Annotated in this window: 21 protein-coding genes; 9 read left to right on the top strand and 12 right to left on the bottom strand. The window is 63.2% G+C overall.

The window, feature by feature from the left end:
- Nucleotides 1–7: 7 nt before the first annotated feature.
- Nucleotides 8–1,465 carry a cobyric acid synthase gene (locus tag OVA00_RS28005; RefSeq protein WP_268090026.1) on the bottom strand — a complete coding sequence of 486 codons (1,458 nt, stop codon included), beginning with the start codon at nucleotides 1,463–1,465 and terminating at the stop codon, nucleotides 8–10.
- A 250-nt stretch (nucleotides 1,466–1,715) separates the two neighbouring features.
- On the opposite strand from OVA00_RS28005, the gene OVA00_RS28000 reads away from it, so the two are divergent.
- From OVA00_RS28000 to OVA00_RS27985, 4 genes are all read left to right on the top strand, one after another.
- Entirely contained in the window at nucleotides 1,716–1,859 is a 144-nt protein-coding gene (locus OVA00_RS28000; RefSeq protein ID WP_089044242.1) for a hypothetical protein, read from the top strand.
- 783 nt (nucleotides 1,860–2,642) lie between these two features.
- A complete protein-coding gene (locus OVA00_RS27995) occupies nucleotides 2,643–3,641 on the top strand; it encodes an ABC transporter substrate-binding protein (protein WP_268090024.1) in 999 nt (332 codons plus the stop codon).
- Between the two features lie 292 nt (nucleotides 3,642–3,933).
- Nucleotides 3,934–4,845 carry an ABC transporter permease gene (locus OVA00_RS27990; protein WP_034788251.1) on the top strand — a complete coding sequence of 304 codons (912 nt, stop codon included), beginning with the start codon at nucleotides 3,934–3,936 and terminating at the stop codon, nucleotides 4,843–4,845.
- Complete coding sequence (locus tag OVA00_RS27985) at nucleotides 4,838–5,884, top strand: quaternary amine ABC transporter ATP-binding protein (protein WP_060520608.1); 1,047 nt, start codon at nucleotides 4,838–4,840, stop codon at nucleotides 5,882–5,884. The genes OVA00_RS27990 and OVA00_RS27985 overlap by 8 nt, the downstream gene beginning before the upstream one ends.
- 287 nt (nucleotides 5,885–6,171) lie before the next feature.
- Here the strand turns inward: OVA00_RS27985 and OVA00_RS27980 are convergent, their stop codons facing one another.
- Entirely contained in the window at nucleotides 6,172–7,038 is an 867-nt protein-coding gene (locus OVA00_RS27980; protein WP_089044198.1) for a D-alanyl-D-alanine carboxypeptidase family protein, read from the bottom strand.
- Between the two features lie 365 nt (nucleotides 7,039–7,403).
- Here OVA00_RS27980 and OVA00_RS27975 point away from each other — a divergent pair, with 365 nt between their 5' ends.
- The 3 genes from OVA00_RS27975 to bmt all read left to right on the top strand — a co-directional run bounded on the left by OVA00_RS27975 (nucleotide 7,404) and on the right by bmt (nucleotide 9,843).
- Nucleotides 7,404–8,402, top strand: coding sequence for a hypothetical protein (locus OVA00_RS27975; RefSeq protein WP_268090023.1), 999 nt, complete (start codon nucleotides 7,404–7,406; stop codon nucleotides 8,400–8,402).
- A gap of 8 nt (nucleotides 8,403–8,410) precedes the next feature.
- Nucleotides 8,411–8,761, top strand: a complete 351-nt coding sequence (locus OVA00_RS27970) for a hypothetical protein (RefSeq protein ID WP_268090022.1) — start codon at nucleotides 8,411–8,413, stop codon at nucleotides 8,759–8,761.
- Nucleotides 8,762–8,826: 65 nt separating this feature from the next.
- Nucleotides 8,827–9,843, top strand: coding sequence for a betaine--homocysteine S-methyltransferase (gene bmt, locus OVA00_RS27965; RefSeq protein ID WP_060520605.1), 1,017 nt, complete (start codon nucleotides 8,827–8,829; stop codon nucleotides 9,841–9,843).
- An 89-nt stretch (nucleotides 9,844–9,932) separates the two neighbouring features.
- Here bmt and OVA00_RS27960 read toward each other — a convergent pair whose 3' ends face one another.
- The 3 genes from OVA00_RS27960 to OVA00_RS27950 form a co-directional block, all read right to left on the bottom strand.
- The gene (locus OVA00_RS27960; protein WP_268090019.1) at nucleotides 9,933–11,900 is read right to left on the bottom strand and encodes an acyltransferase family protein; all 1,968 of its coding nucleotides are present in this window, start codon (nucleotides 11,898–11,900) and stop codon (nucleotides 9,933–9,935) included.
- A gap of 168 nt (nucleotides 11,901–12,068) precedes the next feature.
- A complete protein-coding gene (locus OVA00_RS27955) occupies nucleotides 12,069–13,199 on the bottom strand; it encodes an aminotransferase class I/II-fold pyridoxal phosphate-dependent enzyme (protein WP_060601035.1) in 1,131 nt (376 codons plus the stop codon).
- 104 nt (nucleotides 13,200–13,303) lie between these two features.
- Nucleotides 13,304–13,939: a helix-turn-helix transcriptional regulator gene (locus OVA00_RS27950; protein WP_034788230.1), complete on the bottom strand. Its 636-nt coding sequence runs from the start codon at nucleotides 13,937–13,939 to the stop codon at nucleotides 13,304–13,306.
- Nucleotides 13,940–14,145: 206 nt separating this feature from the next.
- Between OVA00_RS27950 and OVA00_RS27945 the strand changes: the two genes are divergently transcribed.
- On the top strand, nucleotides 14,146–14,493 hold the full coding sequence (locus OVA00_RS27945; protein ID WP_268090018.1) for a hypothetical protein: 348 nt from the start codon (nucleotides 14,146–14,148) through the stop codon (nucleotides 14,491–14,493).
- 258 nt (nucleotides 14,494–14,751) lie between these two features.
- Here OVA00_RS27945 and OVA00_RS27940 read toward each other — a convergent pair whose 3' ends face one another.
- The 6 genes from OVA00_RS27940 to OVA00_RS27915 form a co-directional block, all read right to left on the bottom strand.
- Nucleotides 14,752–16,791, bottom strand: coding sequence for a vWA domain-containing protein (locus OVA00_RS27940; RefSeq protein ID WP_442780563.1), 2,040 nt, complete (start codon nucleotides 16,789–16,791; stop codon nucleotides 14,752–14,754).
- 2 nt (nucleotides 16,792–16,793) lie between these two features.
- Nucleotides 16,794–17,321 carry an RNA polymerase sigma factor gene (locus tag OVA00_RS27935; protein WP_060601041.1) on the bottom strand — a complete coding sequence of 176 codons (528 nt, stop codon included), beginning with the start codon at nucleotides 17,319–17,321 and terminating at the stop codon, nucleotides 16,794–16,796.
- A 134-nt stretch (nucleotides 17,322–17,455) separates the two neighbouring features.
- Nucleotides 17,456–18,205 (bottom strand): phosphodiester glycosidase family protein, encoded by a 750-nt coding sequence (locus OVA00_RS27930; protein ID WP_112976525.1) that lies wholly within the window; start codon nucleotides 18,203–18,205, stop codon nucleotides 17,456–17,458.
- A gap of 90 nt (nucleotides 18,206–18,295) precedes the next feature.
- Nucleotides 18,296–18,823, bottom strand: a complete 528-nt coding sequence (locus tag OVA00_RS27925) for a hypothetical protein (protein WP_034788217.1) — start codon at nucleotides 18,821–18,823, stop codon at nucleotides 18,296–18,298.
- Nucleotides 18,824–18,976: 153 nt separating this feature from the next.
- A complete protein-coding gene (locus OVA00_RS27920; protein WP_268090017.1) occupies nucleotides 18,977–19,681 on the bottom strand; it encodes a ferredoxin in 705 nt (234 codons plus the stop codon).
- A 107-nt stretch (nucleotides 19,682–19,788) separates the two neighbouring features.
- On the bottom strand, nucleotides 19,789–21,363 hold the full coding sequence (locus OVA00_RS27915; protein ID WP_034788211.1) for a trimethylamine methyltransferase family protein: 1,575 nt from the start codon (nucleotides 21,361–21,363) through the stop codon (nucleotides 19,789–19,791).
- Nucleotides 21,364–21,697: 334 nt separating this feature from the next.
- On the opposite strand from OVA00_RS27915, the gene OVA00_RS27910 reads away from it, so the two are divergent.
- On the top strand, nucleotides 21,698–22,393 hold the full coding sequence (locus tag OVA00_RS27910) for a corrinoid protein (protein ID WP_034788208.1): 696 nt from the start codon (nucleotides 21,698–21,700) through the stop codon (nucleotides 22,391–22,393).
- Between the two features lie 96 nt (nucleotides 22,394–22,489).
- Here OVA00_RS27910 and OVA00_RS27905 read toward each other — a convergent pair whose 3' ends face one another.
- Nucleotides 22,490–22,648 carry a hypothetical protein gene (locus OVA00_RS27905; protein ID WP_034788206.1) on the bottom strand — a complete coding sequence of 53 codons (159 nt, stop codon included), beginning with the start codon at nucleotides 22,646–22,648 and terminating at the stop codon, nucleotides 22,490–22,492.
- Nucleotides 22,649–22,686 lie beyond the last annotated feature (38 nt).

Below are 22,686 nucleotides of genomic sequence, written 5' to 3'. Positions count from 1 at the left end.
CGCGTCCCTAGTGCCTGAGCAACTCGTCCAGCCAGCGACGATCGAGCACAGCCTCCAGTTCGTTCGCGACATCGTCGAGCGCCGCATCGACCGATTGGCGGTAGTTGTTGGCGCCGCCTTCGATGCCGAAACTCTTGAGCAGCGCGCCGCGATAGGCGTCGCTGGTGAAGAGCCCATGCAGGTAGGTGCCCATCACGCGGCCATCGGCCGAAAGCGCGCCGTCGGCGCGATTGTCGATGCGCACCGACGGCCGGCCACAGTCCGCACCTTGCGTCTTGCCAAGATGGATTTCGTAGCCTTCGAGCGCCACATCATGCTCCAGCGACCAGGCGCGGCTGTTGCGCACCGTCTTTTCCGGCGCCATCTCGGTCTCGACGTCGAGCAGCCCGAGGCCCTCGACCGCACGTTCGCCGCCCTCGATGCCGAGCGGATCGGTGACGCGCCGGCCGAGCATCTGGTAGCCGCCGCAGATGCCGATGACCCGGCCGCCCCGGCGCACATGACGTTCGAGGTCACGGTCCCACCCTTGCGCACGGAAATCGATGAGGTCGCCGATGGTCGATTTCGACCCGGGAATGACGACGAGGCCAGCGTCGACCGGAATGGGACTGCCAGGCCGCACGAAGACGAGATCAATCTCCGGTTCGGCGGCGAGCGGATCGAGGTCGTCGAAATTGGCGATGCGCGACAGTACCGGGACGGCAACCTTCAGCGCCCGCCCCTCGCCGCGCGTCAGCTTCTCCAGCACGACGGAATCTTCCGCCGGCAGGCGTGCCGCCGCCTTCAACCACGGCACGACGCCGAAGCAGGGCCAGCCGGTGTAGCCGCCGATGGCAGCAATGCCGTCGTCGAACAGCGTGACGTCGCCGCGGAACTTGTTGATGAGATAGCCGGTCACCATGCGCCGGTCTTCCTCGGGCAGGATCGCATGCGTGCCGACCAGCGAGGCGATCACCCCCCCGCGGTCGATGTCGCCGACCAGCACGACCGGCACATTGGCCCGTGTCGCAAAGCCCATATTGGCGATGTCGCCGGGCCTGAGGTTGATTTCGGCCGGCGAGCCGGCGCCTTCGACCACCACGAGATCGGCACCGGCCGATATTTGTTCGAAACTCTCCATGACGGCGCCCAGCAGCTTGGGCTTGAGCGCCTGATATTCCCGCCCCCTGGCCTGCCCGGCGACCTTGCCCTGAACGACGATCTGGCTGCCCACGTCCGACTGCGGCTTCAGGAGCACCGGGTTCATGTGCACCGACGACGGCACGCGCGCGGCCAGCGCCTGCAGCCATTGCGCGCGGCCGATCTCGCCGCCGTCGTCGGAAACGGCGGCGTTGTTCGACATGTTCTGCGGCTTGAACGGCCGGACCTTCAGGCCCTGATTGGCGGCAAGCCGGCAGAGCCCCGCCACCAATACCGATTTTCCGACATCCGAGCCGGTTCCCTGCAACATGATCCTGCGTGTCATGCGGCCATCGGTAACACTGAAACGGGCAGCGGCAAAGGTCTGTTTCGACACGATTTCGCCGCAATTGACAAAGCCCTTTCACGCATTGTTTCGCGCTTTCGCAAGGCTTGTCGAAAATGTCGCGGCCGATAGCCAGAATGCGACATGGCGTGGCGAGTTTGGCATTCAATTTTTTGCAGCGCACTCCTATATCAGCGGCATAGCAACACGCCCCGGAGGATAGGCCTCCGGCCTCTCAAGGTTCATGTCCATGCTGTATATTTTCAGCAAGCCCAATTTCGTTCAGATCGCCTGGAACTCGAAGGTTCCGTCCAGCCAGTCGCGCGTACGCAACCTCGTCGTCGACGCGCCCTTCGGCCCGCTCGGCGTCATCCGCACGTCGAACGTCGGCTAAGGCCAGCGATCGGGGCGGAAGCCCCTTCGAGCTCTCCTCCCAGAGCCTCCTCCACCGCCCCTCCGGGGCGGTTTTTTTATGTCCGGCATTGGCCCTGAAATGCGAAGGCCGCATCAACCTCTTCAAGAGGGATGCGGCCGCCAAAAAACGCCTGGTCACTTCGGAAAAACACACCGAAGGTTCGCTCAAAGTCCGGGACGCACAAACCTGATCCGGACCGGCGGCAGTCCCCCGCCGCGAGAAGAACAATTAGCTGGACATCGTTACCGGATGGTTAGTGAGGATTTAACCAAAGATGAATTCCGGACTTTTTTGTAAATTTTTCGCGACATGCGCGCCATTTGGCGTGACGCAATCACGACAGGAAACGTCAGGATCTCGACAGGGTTCTGAGGTCCGTGGCGCCCAGCGCCATTTTTTGCGGCAAGAATTGTCGCTATTGCTTAAATTCGGGGTCTCTCACGCACAAAATACGCGCTTCGGCGATGTCGCAGACAGAACGCACGAGACCCCGTCCTTCCCGGTCAACCGATTGAAGAGGTTGATTTCTCAGCGAGAAACCTTAGGCTTGGTTTGCGGTATAAGAGGAGATTGGCTGGCGACAGGGTTCCGCGGCCAGGGCTGAATACGAACTCCCGCACCGTCCGCAGCAAGGGTGAACCTTGGCTTGTTTGATGCCGACCCCCCGGCTGCATCGTTGTTTCGGGTGACGGAGGATGTCGCGTCCGCCGTGGATTCCCGTTTGGATCTTGGCTGCAAAATAAGACTGGGAGGTCTTGCAACATGAAGAAACTCCTCGCTTCCACCATTCTCGCCGCTGGCCTCTATGCCATGGCGGGTTCCGTGCAGGCCGCGGAATGCGGTGAAGTCAGCATTGCCGAAATGAACTGGGCTTCTGCCGGCGTCGCCGCCCAGGTGGACAAGTTCATTCTGGAGAACGGCTACGGCTGCACGGTGACGCTGGTCACCGGCGACACCATGCCGACCTTCGCTTCCATGAACGAAAAGGCGCAGCCCGACATGGCGCCGGAACTCTGGGTCAACGCCGTGCGCACGCCGCTCGACGCTGCGATCAAGGAAGGCCGTCTCATCGAAGCCGCCAAGATCCTGAGCGAAGGCGGCGTCGAAGGATGGTGGATCCCGAAATTCCTCGCCGACGCGCACCCGGACATCAAGACGGTGCAGGACGCGCTGAAGCACCCGGAGCTCTTCCCGGCACCGGAAGACTCGTCGAAGGCCGCCGTTCACAATTGCCCGTCTGGCTGGAACTGCCAGGTCTCGACCGCCAATCTCTATCGCGCGCTGAACGCGGAGAAGGACGGCTTCCTGCTGGTTGATACCGGCTCGGCTGCCGGCCTCGACGGCTCGATCGCCAACGCGTTCGAAAAGAAGACCGGCTGGCTCGGCTACTACTGGGCACCGACCGCCATCCTCGGCAAATACGAGATGACCCGCCTCTCCTTCGGCGTCGATCACGACAAGGCCGATTGGGACGCCTGCACCGCCGTGCCGGATTGCCCGAGCCCGAAAGTCAATTCCTACCCGGTTTCCGACGTTTACACCGTCGTGACCAAGTCCTTCGCCGACAAGGCGAGCGTTGCCATGGACTACGTCAAGGCGCGCAAGTGGGACAATGGCACCGTCAACAAGGTTCTCGCCTGGATGGACCAGAACCAGGGCACCAACGAGGACGGCGCCAAGCACTTCCTCGCCGAGTTCCCGGATATGTGGACACAGTGGGTGAGCCCGGAAGTGGCCGAAAAGGTCAAGGCAGCGCTCTGATCGAACATGACGGCAGGCGGACCGTGGAATCGGCCGCCTGCCCGTTCCGGTTTTGATGCCGGGACAGGGAACGATGGGGCGTCCTTGCGGGTCTCGTTTGAACGTTCATCGTCTCAGAGGCGGCGAACCGGGAGCCTTCGCGTCGCTATCAGGTAAGCGGGCGACACATTTCGCTGCCACAGTTTAAGTGCCGGGACCCAAAGAGGTCACCCAAGTGTGCGCTGTCATCGAGCCTTTCGATGCCGAGACGCGGCCGGCTTAAAAAAAACTTCCGGCCAAGAAGGGGAAACAAATGGCCTCCATCTGCAGTGTCTTGCCAGCGTTGCTCTGCAAGTTCCCTGCCATTGACGAGAGCACGATCCGGCTCGCCCGCAAGGCTGTCGATGATAGCTTCAAGGGCTTCGTGCGATCCTATGGTAACGCCATCGACACGGTGGTCCAGCCGCTTCAATGGTTCCTGAACTACCTCGAAAGCCTGTTCGTCGGCTCCCCCTGGATTGTGATCCTGGCGGCGATGACCGCGATCGTCTATTTCGGCAGCCGCAACATCAACGTCACCATCGGCACCGCGCTGTCGATGATCGCCATCGGTCTTGTCGGGCTTTGGAATGACACCATGGTCACGCTCGCCATGGTCACCGTCTGCACACTGATCTCCATCCTCATCGGCATTCCGATCGGTATCCTGATGGCGCGCTCGGACCGGGTGCAGTCCTTCGTCAATCCGATCCTCGACGTCATGCAGACGATGCCGAGCTTCGTCTACCTGATCCCGGTCGTCATGATCTTCGGCATCGGCAAGGTGCCGGGGCTGATCGCCGTCGTCATCTACGCGGTGCCGCCGATGATCAGGCTCACCAATCTCGGCATCCGCCTCGTCGACAAGGAAGTGCTGGAAGCGGCCGACGCCTTCGGCTCCTCGACCTGGCAGAAGCTGAAGAACGTGCAGATGCCGCTGGCGTTGCCGACCATCATGGCCGGCATCAACCAGACGATCATGATGTCGCTGGCGATGGTCGTCGTCGCATCGATGATCGGCGTCGGCGGCCTCGGCAAGAACGTGCTGCAGGCGATCGCCAACCAGTTCTTCACCGTCGGCTTCCTCAACGGCTTTGCCCTTGTCGGTATCGCCATCATTTTCGACCGTACCAGCCAGGCCTTCGGCAAGCGGCTGCAAAAGCACTCGGAGGTTATCCATGGCTAGTCACGCGATCGAGGTGAAGAACCTCTACAAGATCTTCGGCCCCCGCGGCGTCGACTTCGTCGATGCCGTCAAGAAAGGCATGGGCAAGGCCGAGCTCAACGAGCAGCACGGCCACGTGCTCGGCCTGCAGGACATCAACATTTCCATGCCCGCCGGCAGCGTCATGGTGGTCATGGGTCTCTCGGGCTCCGGCAAGTCGACGCTGATCCGCCACATCAACCGGCTGATCGACCCGACCGCCGGCGAAGTGCTCTATGACGGCGTCGACGTCTGCAAGATGAACGACAACGATCTGCGCGAATTCCGCCGCCACAAGACGGCGATGGTGTTCCAGAAGTTCGCGCTGCTGCCGCACCGCACCGTGCTCGACAACACGGTCTACGGTCTCGAAATCCAGGGTGTGGAACGCAAGGAGAGCGAGAAGCGCGCCCGCGGCTGGATCGAGCGCGTCGGTCTCAAGGGCTTCGAGAACCATTACCCGAACCAGCTGTCGGGCGGCATGCAGCAGCGCGTCGGTCTCGCCCGCGCGCTGACCAACGATGCCGACATTCTCTTGATGGACGAAGCCTATTCGGCGCTCGACCCGCTGATCCGCGTCGACATGCAGACGGTGCTGCTCGATCTGCAGAAGGAACTGAAGAAGACCGTCGTCTTCATCACTCACGACCTCGACGAGGCGCTGCGCCTCGGCGACAAGATCGCGATCCTGCGCGATGGCCGCGTGGTGCAGCAGGGCACCGGCCAGGAAATCGTGCTGTCGCCGGCCGACGACTACATCACCGCCTTCGTCAAGGAAGTGAACCGCGGCCGGGTGATCAATGTCGAGACCATCATGCGGCCGATCTCCGGCAATGCCGAAGGCGTGCCGCTTGCAACCGGCACGGTACTGGAATCGGCGGCGCGCACGATGACCGCTGCCCGTGTGGGAACCGCCCACGTGGTCGATGAAAACGGCCGCCCGATCGGCGCCCTCGACCTTTCGACGGTCATCGCCGCGATGGTCACGCCGGTCAGCCACGAGGATCGCGCTGCGGCTTGAGACAAGCGATGATTGGGGCAGCGACCGACGCGGCCCCTCATCCGCCTACCGGCACCTTCTCCCCGCCCGCGGGGAGAAGGTATTTGCGGCGATGCCACGCTCCCAATCTCTGACAGGCCTGCCCGGCGGTCAGTGCCCGACGACATCCTATCGTTTTCCCGACCTCATTATGGCCGCCTCTGGCGGCGGCCAAGCAACGGACGGCGAACGTCAGCCCTCGTCCCCTCGCCCCGCCTGCGGGGAGAGGGTTAGGGTGAGGGGCAAACCTCAGAAAGTGGTCGGAGAGATCAGTTCGTGGTGGTCGTCGCCGCTGCAGCAGCCGGTTCAGTGACGCTGGCAGCGCTTGCGTCTTCCTTCGGCGGCAGGAACTTGTCGAGCAGCGCGATCATGTCGTCGTCGCGCGACTGCGCCGTCTTGCCACCCATGACGACGGCGACGAGGCGGGTGTCGCCGCGCTTGGCCGAGGTCACGAGATTGTAGCCGGAGGCGTCGGTGTAGCCGGTCTTGATGCCGTCGACGCCTTCGTAGCGCTTCATCACGCCGTTGTGACCGCGCAGCTTCATGCCACGAAACTCGATTGTCTTGTTGGCGAAGAGCTGGAATTCCTGCGGAAAGTCGCGCATCAGCGCGAGGCCGAGCGTCGCCATGTCGCGCGCCGTGGTTACCTGGGCCGGGTCCGGCAGGCCGTTGGCGTTCTTGAACACGGTGCTGGTCATGCCGAGCGTCTTGGCCTTGCGGGTCATCATCTGGCCGAAGGCGGTCTCGTTGCCGGCGAGCGTCTCACCGATAACGACGGCTGCGTCATTGGCCGAAAGCACGACCATGCCCATGACCGCTTCGCGCACGGTGATCTGGCGTCCGGCGCCGACGGCAAGCTTGAACGGCTCCAGGCTGTTGGCGTGCTCGGAAACCGTCAGCTTCTGGTCCCATTGCAGGGTGCCGCTGCGCAGCGCTTCGAAGGCGAGATAGATCGTCATCATCTTCGTCAGCGACGCCGGGAAGTTCAGCTCGTCGGCATTGTCGGCCTCCAGGATCGAGCCGGTGTCGGCGTTGACGACAAAATGAGCCTGCCCGGCGGCGGCAAAGGATGCGCTGCCAAGCAGCAGGCTTACGGAGACCGCCGCGGACGCGACCATACGGATAAGGGACTGCATATCGTGTTTTCTCGTTTCGACGCTATCGAACGACCTCGGAACGAAAATCGAGATCGAATTATGGAAGACGGACCGCGAAATACGGCAAGGGCCGCGTTTTCCACACGGCCAATATACCCTAGCCTTTTAAGGGCATGGCGACCGGGCGGCAAGCACCTGCGGCAATCGGCGCGCAAATATCGGGACCGGTAATGCCGCGACTGCCGATCCCGCCCGGGCGGCCCGTCCACCGTTTCACCGAGGTTTAACCTGATTGCGCCAAGGTGCGGATCTCCCAAGGCCGGCCCTGTCCGAACGGCAGGACGGCCCGGGGTCATGATCACCGATGCCGAACCGCGTCCCAGTCATTCGTTTTTTAAGCCGCCATGCACCCGAACACAGCCACGGCAGACACCTCCACCGCGCGCCAGCGCGTGCCGGAGGCGTTCGATGCCGGGCTGGTGGAACTCGTCAACGGCCTTGCCGCGCTGCTTTCGGGCCTTGGTCTGTTCCTCATCGTCTTCACGCTGATCCCGTTTCAGGGCGCGGTGACGACGGATCCGAACGCGGCGAACGAAGGCAACATCATCAACCAGGTCGGCTACCTGGTGCTCGGCGCGGTCTATCTCTTCGCCATGCTGCTCACCGTCGACCGGCGGGTGCTCGCCCGCCTCGTCTCTCCGGCCTGGATCGCGATCTTCGCCATCGCCTACCTCTCCTGCCTGCAGTCCTATGACCCGGCCGCCTCCGCCCGCGGCCTGACGCTGAGCCTCGTCGCCATGATCATGGTGGCGGGCGTGCTGGTGCTGCCGAAGAGCGAGAAGGACTTCGTCAATGCCGGCGCCAATGCGATCCTGCTTCTGATCCTGATCGACTACGCCGCTCTCTTCGTGGCACCCGACCGCGCCATCCATTCGGCCTTCGGCGACGAGCCCTGGCATGCCGGTTTCTGGCGCGGCCACCTCCTGCACAAGAACGTCTCCGCGCCGGTCTTTTCCATCCTCTGCATGTTCGGCATTTATTGCCTGCGCGCCGGCGCGCCGCTTCGCGGCTGGGCGATCACGCTGCTGGCGGCCAATTTCGTGCTGCACACCGGATCGAAGACGACGATCGGATTCCTGCCGATCGCGATCGGCCTCGTCTTTGCCGGCCGCGCGGTGCGCAGCCCCGGGCTGATGATCCTTGCCCATCTCGCCATGTCAGTGCTGGTCTTCGGCCTGACGCTCGGCACCATCTATTCCGACACGCTGCTTTCGATCACCAAGGGGCTGATCGACGATGCGACCTTCACCGGCGCGACGACATCTGGAAATTCGCGAGCGCCAGCATCGCCGAGCGCCCCTGGCTCGGCCAGGGTTATGCGAGTTTCTGGCTGTCGCCCGTGATCATGGGCATGGAGGCGAATTTCGAGGCGAGCTGGGACGTACGCGGCATCGTCACCGGCCACAACAGCTATCTCGACGCGGTGCTGATGTTCGGCCTGCCCGGCGGCATCCTCATGACCATCCTGCTTTTCGTCAAACCGCTCTTCGACTACGCACGGGCCTATCGCCGACCGCAGGGCCGCATCTTCGCCGATTTCTGCGTCATGGTGGTGATCTTCATGACCTACAACGCCATGCTCGAAAGCTTCTTCCTCAATCGCGCCGATCCGATGTGGCTGCTGACGGCACTTGCCGTCTTCGGCCTTGGGCTCGCCGGCCGCATGAGCATGCGCGCCGAACCGGAAGCCTCCCGTCGCTGAACGCTTGCCAAGACATAAAGATATCTTTATATCTTGTTGCAATCTATTCTAGCCGGGAAAAACCGATGACCGCAGCCTCCAATGCCCTCTCCGCTCTCATCGCCGAAAAAGGCGTTCTTCTCGCCGACGGCGCCACCGGCACGTCGCTCTTCGCCATGGGCCTCGAAGCAGGCGAAGCGCCGGAACTCTGGAACGAAACGAAGCCGGAGAACATCACCAAGCTGCACCAGGATTTCGTCGACGCCGGCGCCGACATCATCCTCACCAACACCTTTGGCGGCACCCGTCACCGGCTGAAACTGCACCAGGCCGACGACCGCGTGCATGCGCTGAACAAGCGCGCCGCCGAGATCGCCCGTGCGGTTGCCGACAAGGCATCGCGCAAGGTCATCACCGCCGGCTCCGTCGGCCCGACCGGCGAACTCTTGATCCCGCTCGGCGCGCTCTCCTATGAGGATGCGGTTGCCGCTTTCGTCGAGCAGATCGAGGGCCTGAAGGCCGGCGGCGCCGAAGTCGCCTGGATCGAAACCATGTCCTCGCCGGACGAGATCCGTGCGGCCGCCGAAGCGGCCGCCAAGGTCGGCCTTCCCTACGTCTATACCGGCTCGTTCGATACCGCCGGCAAGACGATGATGGGGCTGCACCCGAAGGACATCCATGGCGTTGCCACCGAGTTCGGTGACGGCCCGGTCGCCGTTGGCGCCAATTGCGGCGTCGGTGCTTCCGACATTCTCTCCTCGCTGCTCGACATGACGGAGGCAGCACCCGAGGCGACCGTGATCGTCAAGGGCAATTGCGGCATTCCGGAATTCCGCGGCTCCGAGATCCACTATTCCGGCACGCCGCCGCTGATGGCCGAATATGTGCGCCTTGCGGCCGATGCCGGCGCCAAGATCATCGGCGGCTGCTGCGGCACCACCTGCGGCCACCTCGCCGCGATGCGCGTCGCACTCGACGAACATGTGCGCCGCGAACGCCCGACGCTCGACCTGATCATCGAAAAGATCGGCCCGCTGCGCAACAAGACCGCCAACGAAACGGCGGCCGCGCCTGCCCGCGAGCGCCGCAGCCGCCGCGCCTGATCAAGCCAGGCAAGGCAAATCGACAAGCAAACGCCCCGGCATCGAAAGATCCGGGGCGTTTTCGTTTATGCGTCGATGTGGCGGCTGTCTTAAAGCGCGGCGTTGTCGAAGGCCTTGGCGTCCGTTGCCCGCTCGGCCACGGGCCTGCCCTTCGCCGCCTCGATGAAAGCTCGGTAGAAATCGAAGGCGCGTCCCATCTGGCGGGACCCTTCCTTGGAGAAGTGCCCGAAGTCCTCGAAGAGCGCGACGCCCTTGTCCTCGATCTTGCAGCTGTCGTCGTCACAGAGATAGTCCATGAAGCTGACGACGGGATACTCGTCGGCGATATCCGCAACCACGTTCAGGACATCGCGGTCATATTCGCGAACGGTCTTTAGCACCGGCTCGCAGTGCCGGTCCGACAGGCCGAGCAGACGGGCTCTTGCAACGCAGAGCCCGGTATCGCGGCCGTCATGCGGCGTCGGCGCGACGAAGACGGGTTCGAAGCCGTTCGAGCGCAGCCAGGCAAAGGTTGTCCGCAGGCCGTCGATGAGAAGCTTCGTCTCGGTCGTCACCTCGCTGCGGCCATCGACCAGCACCTTCTCCTCCTTCAGGTACTGGCTGAGCTGCGAGGACAGAACGACGTAGCGGATCGACCGGTTGGCAAGCAGGAAACGGCGGACCTCTTCGTTGTAGCGGGCGCAATCGTCGGACCAGTCGCGACCGAGCCGCGGCATGATCGGCGACAGGTTCAAAAACGGCCCGCAATTGTTCTTGGCAAGCTGCACCAGCCGCACGTCCGGCTTCGACGCGATAATGCCGTCGACGAGGTGCCGGGCGAAGGAATCCCCCCAGACCGCGACCTCGGGCTTCGGGTTAGAGGCGCAGCGCAGGTCGGCGACGGCATCGCATTTCTTGCCGAGGCCGACGCTCGGCTCCGAAAGCTGCGCAAGTTCGCGATTCCGGGCGGCGAGACCGTCGGAACCGTCGAGCGTGAAGCCGAAGGCGATCGCCGCCGATCCGGCCGCAAGCGTGGCGCCAAAAACCGCGCGACGGCTGAAGCGGCCCGGCTTGCGGAAGGGCTGCTCGACGAGACGGCAGCTGAGATAGGCAAGTACGAAGCAGAGCGCGATCAGGAGCGCGTAGCCTTCGGCCGGAATGTCCTCGATCGACCGCAGGCGCGCGAAGGCAAAGACCGGCTGATGCCAGAGGTAGAGGCTGTAGCTGATGAGCCCGATCGCGACCAGCGGCTTCAGCGACAGCAGCCGGCCGACGACGGTATCGCTGCGGCCGAAGGCGAGAACCAGCGCCGTGCCCAGAACCACCGGCACGGTCGTCCAGCCGGGATAGAAGGCCGATTCCACCACGAACAAATAACTCGCGACGATCGCCAGCAGACCGAGGGCTGACAGAAGCTCGCGGCTGCCTTTCGAAAGATCGAGCTTTTCAACGCCGACGAGCGCAAGCAGCGCACCGACGCCGAGTTCCCAGAACCGGCTTGGCAGCAGGTAGAAATTCGCGGCCGGGTCCAGGTTCGCAAAGACCTGGGTCGCCGCAAAACTCAGGAGCACGAGCGCCGCCACCACCTTCAACAGCGTTGCCCGCGAGAAGCGGTGAAGCAGCAAAAGCAGCAGCGGGAAGACCAGATAGAACTGTTCTTCGACCGCCAGCGACCAGGTGTGCAGCAGCGGCAGCAGCGCCGTGCTCGGCGCGAAATAGCCGGTCTGGTCCCAGAAGAAGAAATTCGAGGCGAACAGGTTCACCGCATAGAGGCTCTTGCCAAAGCTGTTGAGTTCCTCCGGCAGCATCCACATCAGCGCGAAGGGAATAGAGACGGCGCAGACCAGGAGCAGCGCCGGCGCAAGGCGACGGGCGCGCCGCTCGTAGAAACGGGCGATGCTGAAGTTCCCGTCGCTGATCTCGCGGTGGATGATCGCGGTGATGAGGTAGCCGCTGATGACGAAGAAGACATCGACGCCGGCAAAGCCGCCAGAGACAAGGCCGAAACCGGCATGGAACAGGAGGACCGGGACGACGGCAAGCGCGCGCAGTCCATCGATTTCGGGTCTGTATTGCATCAGCAGAGGAAACACTCGGTGGCGGGGGCCGCTCGTTAACACAATCTTGACAATGGGACCATTGTCGCGCGGTCCGTATCCACATGCGTGCGTTCCAAGGCTCCCGGGGCATACGCCCGGGAGCGGGACCTGCGGGTAACTAGCAGGCCGAAGATGGCGACACTGGGGCTATCGCCGAATATGCCGGCGCCAGGCATCGAGCCCGACCTCGATATCCTTGCGGCCGAAACCGACGCGGAAGCGATCGGTGGCGACCGGCAGCAGATCGGATACAAAGAGGCTTGACGGCAAGAGCAGCACGCCAGCCTCCTCCACCAGCCCCCGGCAATGGCTCTCGACGCCATCGGCACCGAGATAGCGGGCAAAGCCGACGCAGCCCCCGTCAGGTGCCCGCCACTCATAGAGATCCGGGAATTCCGCCAAGAAGGCGCCGAGCCTCTCGAGATTGGCGGCAACGAGCGCCCGGTTGCGATCGAGGATAACGGCACGCCCCTTGAGCGCGATTGTCGCCAGCACTTCCGACGGCCGCGAATTGCAGATCGACAGATAGTGCTTCATCTTCTCCATGCGTTCGAGAAGCGCATGGTCGCGGCAGGCGATCCAGCCGATTCTCAGGCCCGGCAGGCCATAGGCCTTGGACATGACATTCAGCGAGATTCCACGGTCAAAAAGTTCGGCCGCCTGCGGCAGGCGCAGCGAGGCGTCACGCTCCAGCCCGCGATAGACCTCGTCGCTGAAGAGATGAATGCCGCGCTCCGCGCAGAGCTTGGCGAGCGCCGCGAAGGTTTCCTGGTCGGCAATGGCACCGGTCGGATTGTTGGGGAAATTCACACAGATCAGCTTCGTGTTGGGTTTCAACGCCGCGCGCACGTCGGCGATATCGAGCCGCCAATTGTTCTCTGGGCGAAGCGGCACGCCGGTCACCGCGCCGGCGATCGTCACCGGAAGTGTCTCCATCGACTGGTAGTTCGGCACCGTCACGATCGCGTGGTCGCCCGGCCCGAGCAGCGCCAGCATGGCGCAATAAAGCCCCTCCTCCGCGCCGGCAAAGCAGAGGATATCGGCAGCCGTCAGCCCTTCATAGGTCGCAGCGATCGCTGCCCTCAGCGCCGGTGCGCCATAGGTCTCGGTATAGCCGAGCGTGATGTTGTCCCAGGCGGCGCGGTCCTCCGCGTCGGCAAGCGCCAGAAGATCGCTCATGCTGGTCGTCTGGCTGTCGCTCGCGGTCATATGGTGGCGGGCGCTGAACTCCCAGCGGGAGAAATGGGTTTCGAGCCGGAAATCGGGCAAGGTCGTCATGGATATTTCCTCCTCTCGCGGCTGAGGCGCACGCGAACGGTTATGGGTCAGGCAAGTCCGAAGACCCGCGAAGCGGTCTCTGTCCGAAATATTGCGCGCAGCAATCAGGGCGCCTCGCCGCGGGCCGCAGCGAGATAGTTGTAGATCGACGCGCGCGAGGCGCCGATGAGGCTGGCAAGGTGATCGACCGCGTTGCGCGTCTGGAAGAGGCCGCGTTCGTCGAGCGCTGCCACCAGCGCCACGCGATCGCCGCGCTTGAGCGCCGAGAGCGCCAGCCCCCGCTCCTTCAGCCAGCCATGCAGGGTCGCGTTGATCTCCTCGCGCCAGTCGCGCGAAAACAGCGCCTGCGGCTTCGGCTGCTCGGCGCCGGCGAAAGCCGAGAGCAGCTTCACCGCCTGATCGATCATCGACATGTCGAGATTGATGCAAAGCAGGCCGACCGCGTCGCCCGTCCCGTCGCGCAGAACGGCTGAGATCGACTTGAAGCGCCGGCCATCCGCACCGGTCTTCTCATAGGGCCCGAGCACCGCTTCAGTGCTGCCGAGGGCTGAAAATTCCTCTTCGATCAGCGAATCTTCGCCGACCGCGCGACCGGAGAAACAGTTCCAGATCCCCGCGATCGTACCGGTTCGGAGATCATGCAGCACAACCTCCCCATGCGGATAAAGAAGCGCGCTGATCGCAGCCGCCGTCGGCGCGTGCGTTGCAAGGATCGAGGTGAAGGCGGGTGCTATGGTCATGGCTCGCATATGCCCATAGTTGGATTAATTGTCAATATTGGACTATATGTTCAATATCTGCATATTCGCCACCGCTTGCGCACCCGTGACCGCTGGCCTATCCCCGATGAAAGAGAGATTCGCTGCTTTGCAGCGGTTCAACGTGCCACACCGCGCCTTTGCGTCCCGCAGAACGCACCGCGCGGCCGCAGACGGGAGACAGTGACATGAACGCCGGCCCAGCCTCCTTTCCCGACCGGGACACCGTCGCCGAAAAATTCGGGAGTTTCAGCGAAGCCGACCAGTCCTTCCTGCGCCTGCTGATGGAAAACCCCGAGCAGGACGAGCGCCTGATGGACGGCCTCTACCGCCACCTCGACATCGCCTCGGAGGCGAAGTTCCTGAATTCGCTGAAACTCGAAAAGCTCGGCCAGTGGCTCGGCAGCCATGCACCGGCGCGGCTGCAGATGCGCCTGATGGAAGCCGGCCGCTCCAGCCACCATGCAGCCTACCAGGCGTTCAAGGCGGGCCTGTCGAAGGCCGGTGGGCTGGAACGCGCCTTTCCGAAGGCGTGAGGCGACAGGGGATCGACGCTCGCGCGTGACGGGTGCCCCCTCACTGTCCTGCCGGGCATCTCTCCCCGCAGGCGGGGAGAGAGCCGCTAGGCGCACCCTCAGGTGCCAGGCCTCAACGTCAGCGACAATCTCAGCCTTCACGATGGGCGAAACGGTTGCCACTTGTTCCCCTCTCCCCGTCATAACGGAGAGAAGGTGCCGGCAGGCGGATGAGGGGCAAACCCTGACCACGCGGTTGAGGGCTGCCCCAACCCGACATCACTTGCCGGAACCGCCGAGCCCCTTGGAGAGCCGCACCAGATTGACGAATTCGCTGCGATAGCCGAACGGATCGGCGCCCTTGGCGGCTGCGGCGAGATCGATGACTGCGTCATAGGAATAGTCAGCGAGCGCCGTCACGCCTGCAAGCTTCTGCCCGAAGGCCGCCACTGCCACAGAGAAGCGCACGTCATTGGACGCCTCGGCGAGCGACGGCACCGCATTCGCCTCGGTCACCGGCGTGGTGATCAGCTCGCTCTTGTCGCCGTCCGGCTTCTTGTAGCGGATCTTCAGGAAGGCAAGTTCGCCGCTGTTCGAGCTTGCCTCTGCCACCGACTTTTCCGCCTCTGCATAGCGCAGGTCGTCGTTGAGCACCGCCGGGCTGCCCTTCGGCGTCACCTCGTAGATCGCCGTCACGCTGTGACCGGAACCGATGTCGCCGGCGTCCACCTTGTCGTTGTTGAAGTCCTCGCGCTTCAAGGCGCGTGTCTCGTAGCCGATCAGCCGGTATTCGGCGATCGCGGCCGGATTGAACTCCACCTGCAGCTTGACGTCCTTGGCGATCGGGAAGAGCGAGGACCCCGCCTCCTCCACCAGCGTCTTCTGCGCCTCGGCCAGCGTGTCGATATAGGCGGCCGTGCCGTTGCCGTTCTGGGCGATCGTCTGCATCAGCGCGTCGTTATAATTGCCGCGGCCGAAGCCGAGCACGGAGAGGAAGATGCCGCTTTTGCGCTTCTCCTCGATCAGCCGCTTCAGGTCCTCGTCGCTCGACGGGCCGACATTGAAGTCACCATCCGTCGCCAGCATGATGCGGTTGACCCCGCCCTTGACGAAGGCCTTCTCGGCAAGCCCGTAGGCCGCGTCGATCCCTTCCGCACCGGCGGTCGAGCCGCCGGGCTGCAAGGTGTCAATCGCCTGGAGGATCTTCGCCTTGTCCTTGACCGATGTCGGCTCCAGCACGGTTCCGGCGTTGCCTGCATAGGTGACGATCGAGACCGTATCCTCGGGCTTCAGCTTCTCGACCAGCAGCCGGAAGGCACCCTTCAACAGCGGCAGCTTGTCCGGCTCATCCATCGAGCCGGAAACGTCGATCAGAAAGACGAGGTTCGCCTTCGGCGCTTGCGCCGGCACCACGTCGTACCCCTTGATCGCCACATGCATCAGCCGTGTGCCGCCATTCCACGGCGTCGGCGTCAGCGTCACCGTCGCCTTGAAGGGTTCGGCGGCGCTTGCCGGCCGCGGCCAGTCATAGGGGAAGTAGTTGACCATCTCCTCGACCCGCACGGCGTCGCGCTCGGGCATCTGCCCTTCCATCAGCGAGCGGCGCACGAAAGCGTAGGATGCCGTGTCGACATCGACAGAGAAGGTCGAGACCGGATCGGTCGCAACGCTTTTCACCGGATTGCTGTCGGCCTTGCCGAAGCGCTCGCGGTTTTGCTCGGGCGCGACGAGCTTCTCCTCAGTGACCGGCGCCGGCAGATAGGTCATCTGCGGCTGCGCACCGGCGACCGCCGAGAGCGGAGCAACACTGTCGCGCGCAACACTGTTGGCCATCGCATCGGCCTGCGCGGCAGGAGCCGCAGCCTCGCTCTCGGCCTCGACGGTCGCGGGCGCCTCCACGGTTTTTGCTTCCTGCTGGCGCGCGCGTTCGTCGGCGGCCGCCTTCCTGGCGGCGACCTGGGGCTCCGGCTTTTGCCGCGCCTCTTCCTTGGTGAGTTCACCCTTCAGCGCGATCTCCTGCGCAGGCTCGCCGAAGAGCGCACCGTCGCGCGTGAGTTCAAACGTCAGGAAAGCGGCGGCGGGCACGACGAGAAGAGTTGCCAGTGCCGATCCGGCGAGCAGTTTCCGGTTCATGATGGGGCTCCATATCCGGTTGAAGATGGAGCTTTGACGAACCGGCCGAACCGATCCTTGGGTGGCATTCGAATTTTCTTGCTGCTCGTCGAAGGCCTGCATGGCCAAGGCGAGCGCACGGGCGCGCGCTTCCGCAGAAGCCTTCGGCGGGTTCATCCGGCCAAGCTTTTCGAAATCGTCGCTCATGGTCACACTGCCTCCTTGCCGAGCAATGTCTTCAGGCGCTTGCGCGCTTCATGCACATGCCAGGATATGGTTGCCTCCGAACAGCCAAGCACGTCGGCGGCCGCCGCATGGCTCAAGCCTTCGGCATAAACGAGCAGCACCGCATCGCACTGCTTTTCCGGCAGTTCCCGGACCGCGGCCCAGAGCGCCTCGCGCTGCTCTTCGTCGGGATCCTGAGGGGGCGCTGCCGTCGCCTGCTCGCTGGCATAGGCCTGCATGCGGCTGTGATCGCGCACCTGCCGCCGCCTATGGTCGCGCGCGGCGTTCAACGTCAGCGTATAGAGCCAGGTGCGAAACCGGCTGGTGCCGCGAAAGCCGCGAATGGCGGCACCCAGCCGCAGGCAGACATCCTGGGCGATGTCCTCTGCGTCAGAGATGTTTCCGGACCATCGCCAGGCGACCGCATGGACAAAATCATAGTGTCGCTCGACCAGCTGGCCGAAAGCCTGTCGGTCTCCATCCACCGCCTTTTCGACGAGTTCAGCGTCCAAATCCGTGCCCGCCCTCACCTCATTTGAACCTTAGACGTTGCAGGCTGCCCGTTCCTTGGGTGGGCGGCACATTTTTTTTCGGGGGAGGAGGAAAAGTGTGCGGTTTTCCGCCCGAATCCCGCGCCCAAGGAAAGTCAGCGTGGAAATTTTCCGACGACGGCGATGATCGGCCCCATCGGAAACAGCCGGTCATGGCGGTTGATATCAGGCGCATAGACGCTCGAAATCGTGCCGTCGAGGAAGAGCGCATTGGGGCAATCCAATGTATCGCGAAACAGCGTCGCGAAATCGTGGAACCGCACCGGGCGCTTCGAGACGACGAAAACCACCTCGCCCTCGGCCGTCACGCCGACGCCGTTGCGGGTCTTGTAGCTGGTGCTGTCGGGCAGAAAGCGCGGATGCAGCTTGCCGTCGATGACCAGCATCGGCCCGGATTGCGTGGCAAATCGCGGCGTGAGCCTGGCGTCGCGATAGGCGTCCGCCGCAATTACCCCCGCTTTGCCGTCGTCGACATAAAACACCCCGTTCGGCAAAAGGTGGAAATTGCCCCAGCCGGAATTGGTGTTGAGCGGCGCCTGCTCGCGCCCCTCCTCGATATGCAGGCCGACCGGCGACAGATCGTCGTGATACATGCCGCCGTTCATGGCGAAGCTCATGTATTCTTCGCGATGGCGCAGTTCGAGCGACAGCGCCCGGAAGGAGCGGAAGGGCACGCCCGCCTGATCCTTGTTGTAGAGGCGGATATCGGTTGTCGCCGGATCGAAGCTGCAGGCGACATAGTCCTGGCCAAGATGGCTGACATCGCGGCAGGCGCCGAGCGCAGGCCCGGCAAGACCGGCCGAAAGAACGGCACCGACGAGAAAGGGTTTTGGAAAAAGCGGCATGGCGAAAGGTCCAATCGAATCAGCCGCCAAGCATGCCTGAGATTGCGGCTTATTCTGGCGCGGGCACAGGCGAAATCATACGCTTGGCGACTAGCCGCCGACGATCGCCGCCATGGTGGTGACGAGACCGGCGATGCCGGCGAGACTTGCAAGGCCGAAGATCGCGCAAAGGCAGGCAAAGCCCCCGACGCCTGCAAGCAGATAGGATTTGGGATCGCGGTTCAGCACATCCTGCGACAGCGACAAAAGCAGCCGCTTTTCTCTGAGCGTCGTTGCCACCTTCACCGCATGGCGCCTCGCTTCTTTCTGGACCTCGCCGTAATTGTTGCCGATCGCCCAGAACGTGAGGAACAGGCCGAGCGCGCTGACGGTCAGCGCAAATTTCCTGAGGATGTCGATGGCATCGGGCAGAAGATCGCCGGTGAGAACCGATCGGTCCACCAGCGCATCGAAGCCGGCAATGCAGGCGGTGATGACGGCCGCATGGCCGGCGCCGATCGCCAGCAGGCGCTTGAAAGCGTCCCCCAAAACCTGGCTGTTGGCCGCGTGAATACTGTCAAGCCGAGATATCTGCGCTTGCACGTCCTCGCGCGACAGGTGCGGAGGATAGTTGCTCACGGATACGACTGGGCTACCTCTCATACGATGGACTCCAACGCCACGCCGTCCAGATCGTTATAAATTCGATAATATTACCTTTCCACGACACCTCCAATTTTAGTCATTTTGGAGATTTGCACCATCTTTGCGCGCCAGAGTGGAGACCGGGGCTCACACTTCAAGCGCAGACATATGGAAGCGCAACTGCTCGGGCGGGTAGCGATATTGGCTCCCGACGGGACAGGCAGCGCGCGATAGACAACCATTCGCAAGGCAGCCCGCCCTGCCCGCGTCCGTGCGCAGATGGCCGCGACAACGCCCGACATCGAAGCGTTCCCCTGCAAGCGCCGACGCCGGACAGCCCGAGATGCACGGCTTTTCGAGACAGTGGTCGCAAGGGCGGCTGGCGCTCGCTTCACCTGTCTCGCCAAGCGGGATACCGAAAGCAAGTGCGCCGCGGTAACCGTGCCACAGGCCGAAACGCGAATGGATGAGAATGCCCAGCGGTGACGGTTTCAGGCCTTCGGCCCTCATCGCCCACTGCTGGAACGGCTGCCACGGGGGATCCGACGGAAAGAAGGCGGTCGCCCCCTGCTCGCCGGCGACCGGATTGATAACGGCCTTCGACCAATTGTCGAGCGGATCGGCGCCGCCGCCATCCGACCGGGCTTGCCGCCACGCGCTGAACGGCTGCCACAGCGAACCGCCGATATTGCCAATCAGCACCACGCTTGCCGCCAGGCGGCCATCGACGAGCAGCGGTGCCGCCTCACCGGAGGCGAAATTCACGGTTCCGCGCAAAAAAAGACCGTGCGGCGCCAGCGCCGCACGGATCGTTTCGATTGTCTTGTCCGCTGTCGCGGAAGGCGCCGTCATTTCGGTTTCGGCCCCTGGTGTTCGTAATGCGGGCGCCAGACCTCCTTCTGGATCATGTCGGCCACCTGCGCCGCGCCGCCTTGCTCCCTGGCTCGCTCGGGACCCTTTCAGGTGAAAGCGTCCGGCATCGAGTCCTTGCGGCTGGCGATGAACGCCTTCAGCTTTTCGTCGATCTCGGGATCGAGGTAAGGCGCCTCGTAATGCTCCAGCCAACTGCGGCACAGCGCATTGGCGCGCTGTTCGATGCGCTTTTCGCCTTCCACTTCCCACTGTTCGAAGGAATTGTTGTCGGCGAGCGGCGAACGGTAGAACGCCGTCTGGAAGTTGGCCTGGGTATGCGCGCAGCCGAGATAGTGGCTGCCCGGACCGACTTCGCGGATCGCGTCCAGCGCCTGGGCGTTTTCCGAGAGGTCCACGCCTTCGGCCATCTTCTGCATCATGCCGAGCTGGTCCTGGTCGATCATGAACTTCTCGTAGGACGAGATCAGACCGCCTTCGAGCCAGCCGGCAGCGTGCAGCACGAAGTTGGTGCCGGCAAGAAGCGTCATGTTCAGCGTGTTGGCCGATTCGTGTGCTGCCTGCGCGTCCGGAACCTTGGAGCCGCAGAGCGAACCACCGGTACGGAACGGAAGCTTCAGGCGACGCGCGAGCTGGGCTGCGCCATAGGAGACGAGCGACGGCTCCGGCGTACCAAAGGTCGGCGCGCCCGACTGCATCGAGATCGAGGCGGCAAACGTGCCGAAGAGCACCGGCGCGCCCTTGCGGATGAGCTGGGTGAAGGAGGCGCCGGCCAGCACTTCGGCCAGAATCTGCGTCAGCGTTCCGGCAACCGTCACCGGGCTCATGGCGCCCGACAGAATGAACGGCGACAGCACGCAGGCCTGGTTATGGCGCGCGTAAACCTTGAGCGCGCCCACCATGGTCTCGTCGAAGACCATCGGCGAGTTGGCGTTGATGAGGTTCAGCGTAACGCAGTTGTTTTCGACGAAGTCGTCGCCGAAGACGATCTTCGCCATGGCGATCGTGTCTTCCGCCCGCTCCGGCGCCGTCACCGAGCCCATGAAGGGTTTGTCGGAATATTTGATATGGCTGTAGACCATATCGAGGTGGCGCTTGTTGACGGGGATGTCGACCGGCTCGCAGACCGTGCCGCCGGACGAGTGCATCGACGGCGCCATATAGGCGAGCTTCACGAAATTGCGGAAATCCTCGATCGTCGCATAGCGGCGGTTGCCTTCCAGATCGCGCACGAAGGGCGGGCCGTAGACCGGCGCGAAGATCGTCGCCTTGCCGCCGACCTGGGCGCTGCGCTCCGGATTGCGGGCATGCCAGGTGAATTCGGAAGGTGCCGTCTTCAAAAGCTCGCGGCAGAGACCCTTGGGGAAATGCACGCGCTGGCCGCGCACGTCGGCGCCGGCCTGCTTCCAGAGTTCGAGCGCCTCAGCGTCGTCACGGAACTCGATGCCGATTTCCTCGAGGATCGTATCGGCATTACGCTCGATCAGCTGCAGGCCTTCCTCGTCGAGCACCTCGTATTCGCGAATCTTGCGCTGGATATAGGGCAAAGACGGCCCCGGGCCGCCGCCGGTGCGCGATGCGCGCCTTGCTGCTGCTCCCCGTCCCTCGCCGCGTGCGCGGCGACCGCCGCCTTCAACCGCGCCCTGATCTGTCACGTCGCTCATTCGCTTTTCCTCTCCCGCGCATCACTTTTTGCGCCTTCAAGCATCATTTGACCTTAATGCTACCAAGCATCGGGGGCCTTGCGGGTCTCAATGCGCCAAGGCGTGGCGCAACTCGAACACTGCCGAGCGGCGACAAGAGGGCGCAAAAACCGCGTGGCGCGAATATATTGTTTTTGTTAAGAATATACAGGCGGCAAAAGAAGCCGCCCTCCCGTCGCTTTTTGTCATATGCGACGTCGCTTTCGAAAACAGATTTTTAGACATCGACCGCTATGGATTGATGGACGCGTCCGAAAATTTCGCGCGACCGTGCCAGGAACCGAGGAACCCCAATATGGCAGACGATGAAATCATTCTCGAGGACCTTTCCGACGAAGAACTCGTGCAGCAGATGCACGACGACCTCTATGACGGCCTGAAGGAGGAAATCGAGGACGGGACCAACATCCTGCTCAAGCGCGGCTGGACGCCTTACGACGTCCTGACCCAGGCGCTGGTCGAAGGCATGCGCATCGTCGGCATCGACTTCCGCGATGGCATCCTGTTCGTGCCGGAAGTGCTGCTCTCGGCCAACGCCATGAAGGCCGGCATGACCATCCTGCGCCCGCTTCTCGCCGAAACCGGCGCGCCGAAGCTCGGCAAGATGGTGATTGGCACCGTCAAGGGCGACATTCACGACATCGGCAAGAACCTCGTCGGCATGATGATGGAAGGTGCGGGCTTCGACGTCGTCGACCTCGGCATCAACAACCCGGTCGAAAACTATCTCGAAGCGATCGAGCGCGAGCAGCCGGACATTCTCGGCATGTCGGCGCTTCTGACCACCACCATGCCCTACATGAAGGTCGTCATCGACACGCTCAAGGAAAAGGGGCTGCGCGACGACTACGTCGTTCTCGTCGGCGGTGCGCCGCTGAACGAGGAATTCGGCAAGGCCGTCGGTGCCGATGCCTATTGCCGCGATGCGGCGATTGCGGTCGAAACCGCCAAGGACTTCATGAAGCGCAAGCACAACCGCCTGGCCGGCTGAGCTTCGGACAATCCGAAATGACAAAGCCGGCCGCGTGGGTGAAATCCGCGGCCGGCTTTCCTATGTCTGGCGAGCGTGCCTGGCAAGTTTGCCGGGTTAGTTGACGGAGTTTGCCACCTTCTTGCCGGCCGACTGTGTCGCGTTGACCGTGTTTGCGGTATCCTGTCCGATGCCGCGGATGGTGTTGCCGCAGGCGGTAAGCGTCGAAAGGGCGACGAGAACGGCGCCGACGGTTGCAAGGGTCTTTACTGTCATGGTCAGGGTCCTTCCCGCTGATAGCCACATGGAATCAA

The organism is Ensifer sp. SL37 (genome assembly GCF_026672675.1).
GTDB lineage: Bacteria > Pseudomonadota > Alphaproteobacteria > Rhizobiales > Rhizobiaceae > Ensifer > Ensifer adhaerens.
This window is presented reverse-complemented; position numbering and strand designations above follow the sequence as displayed.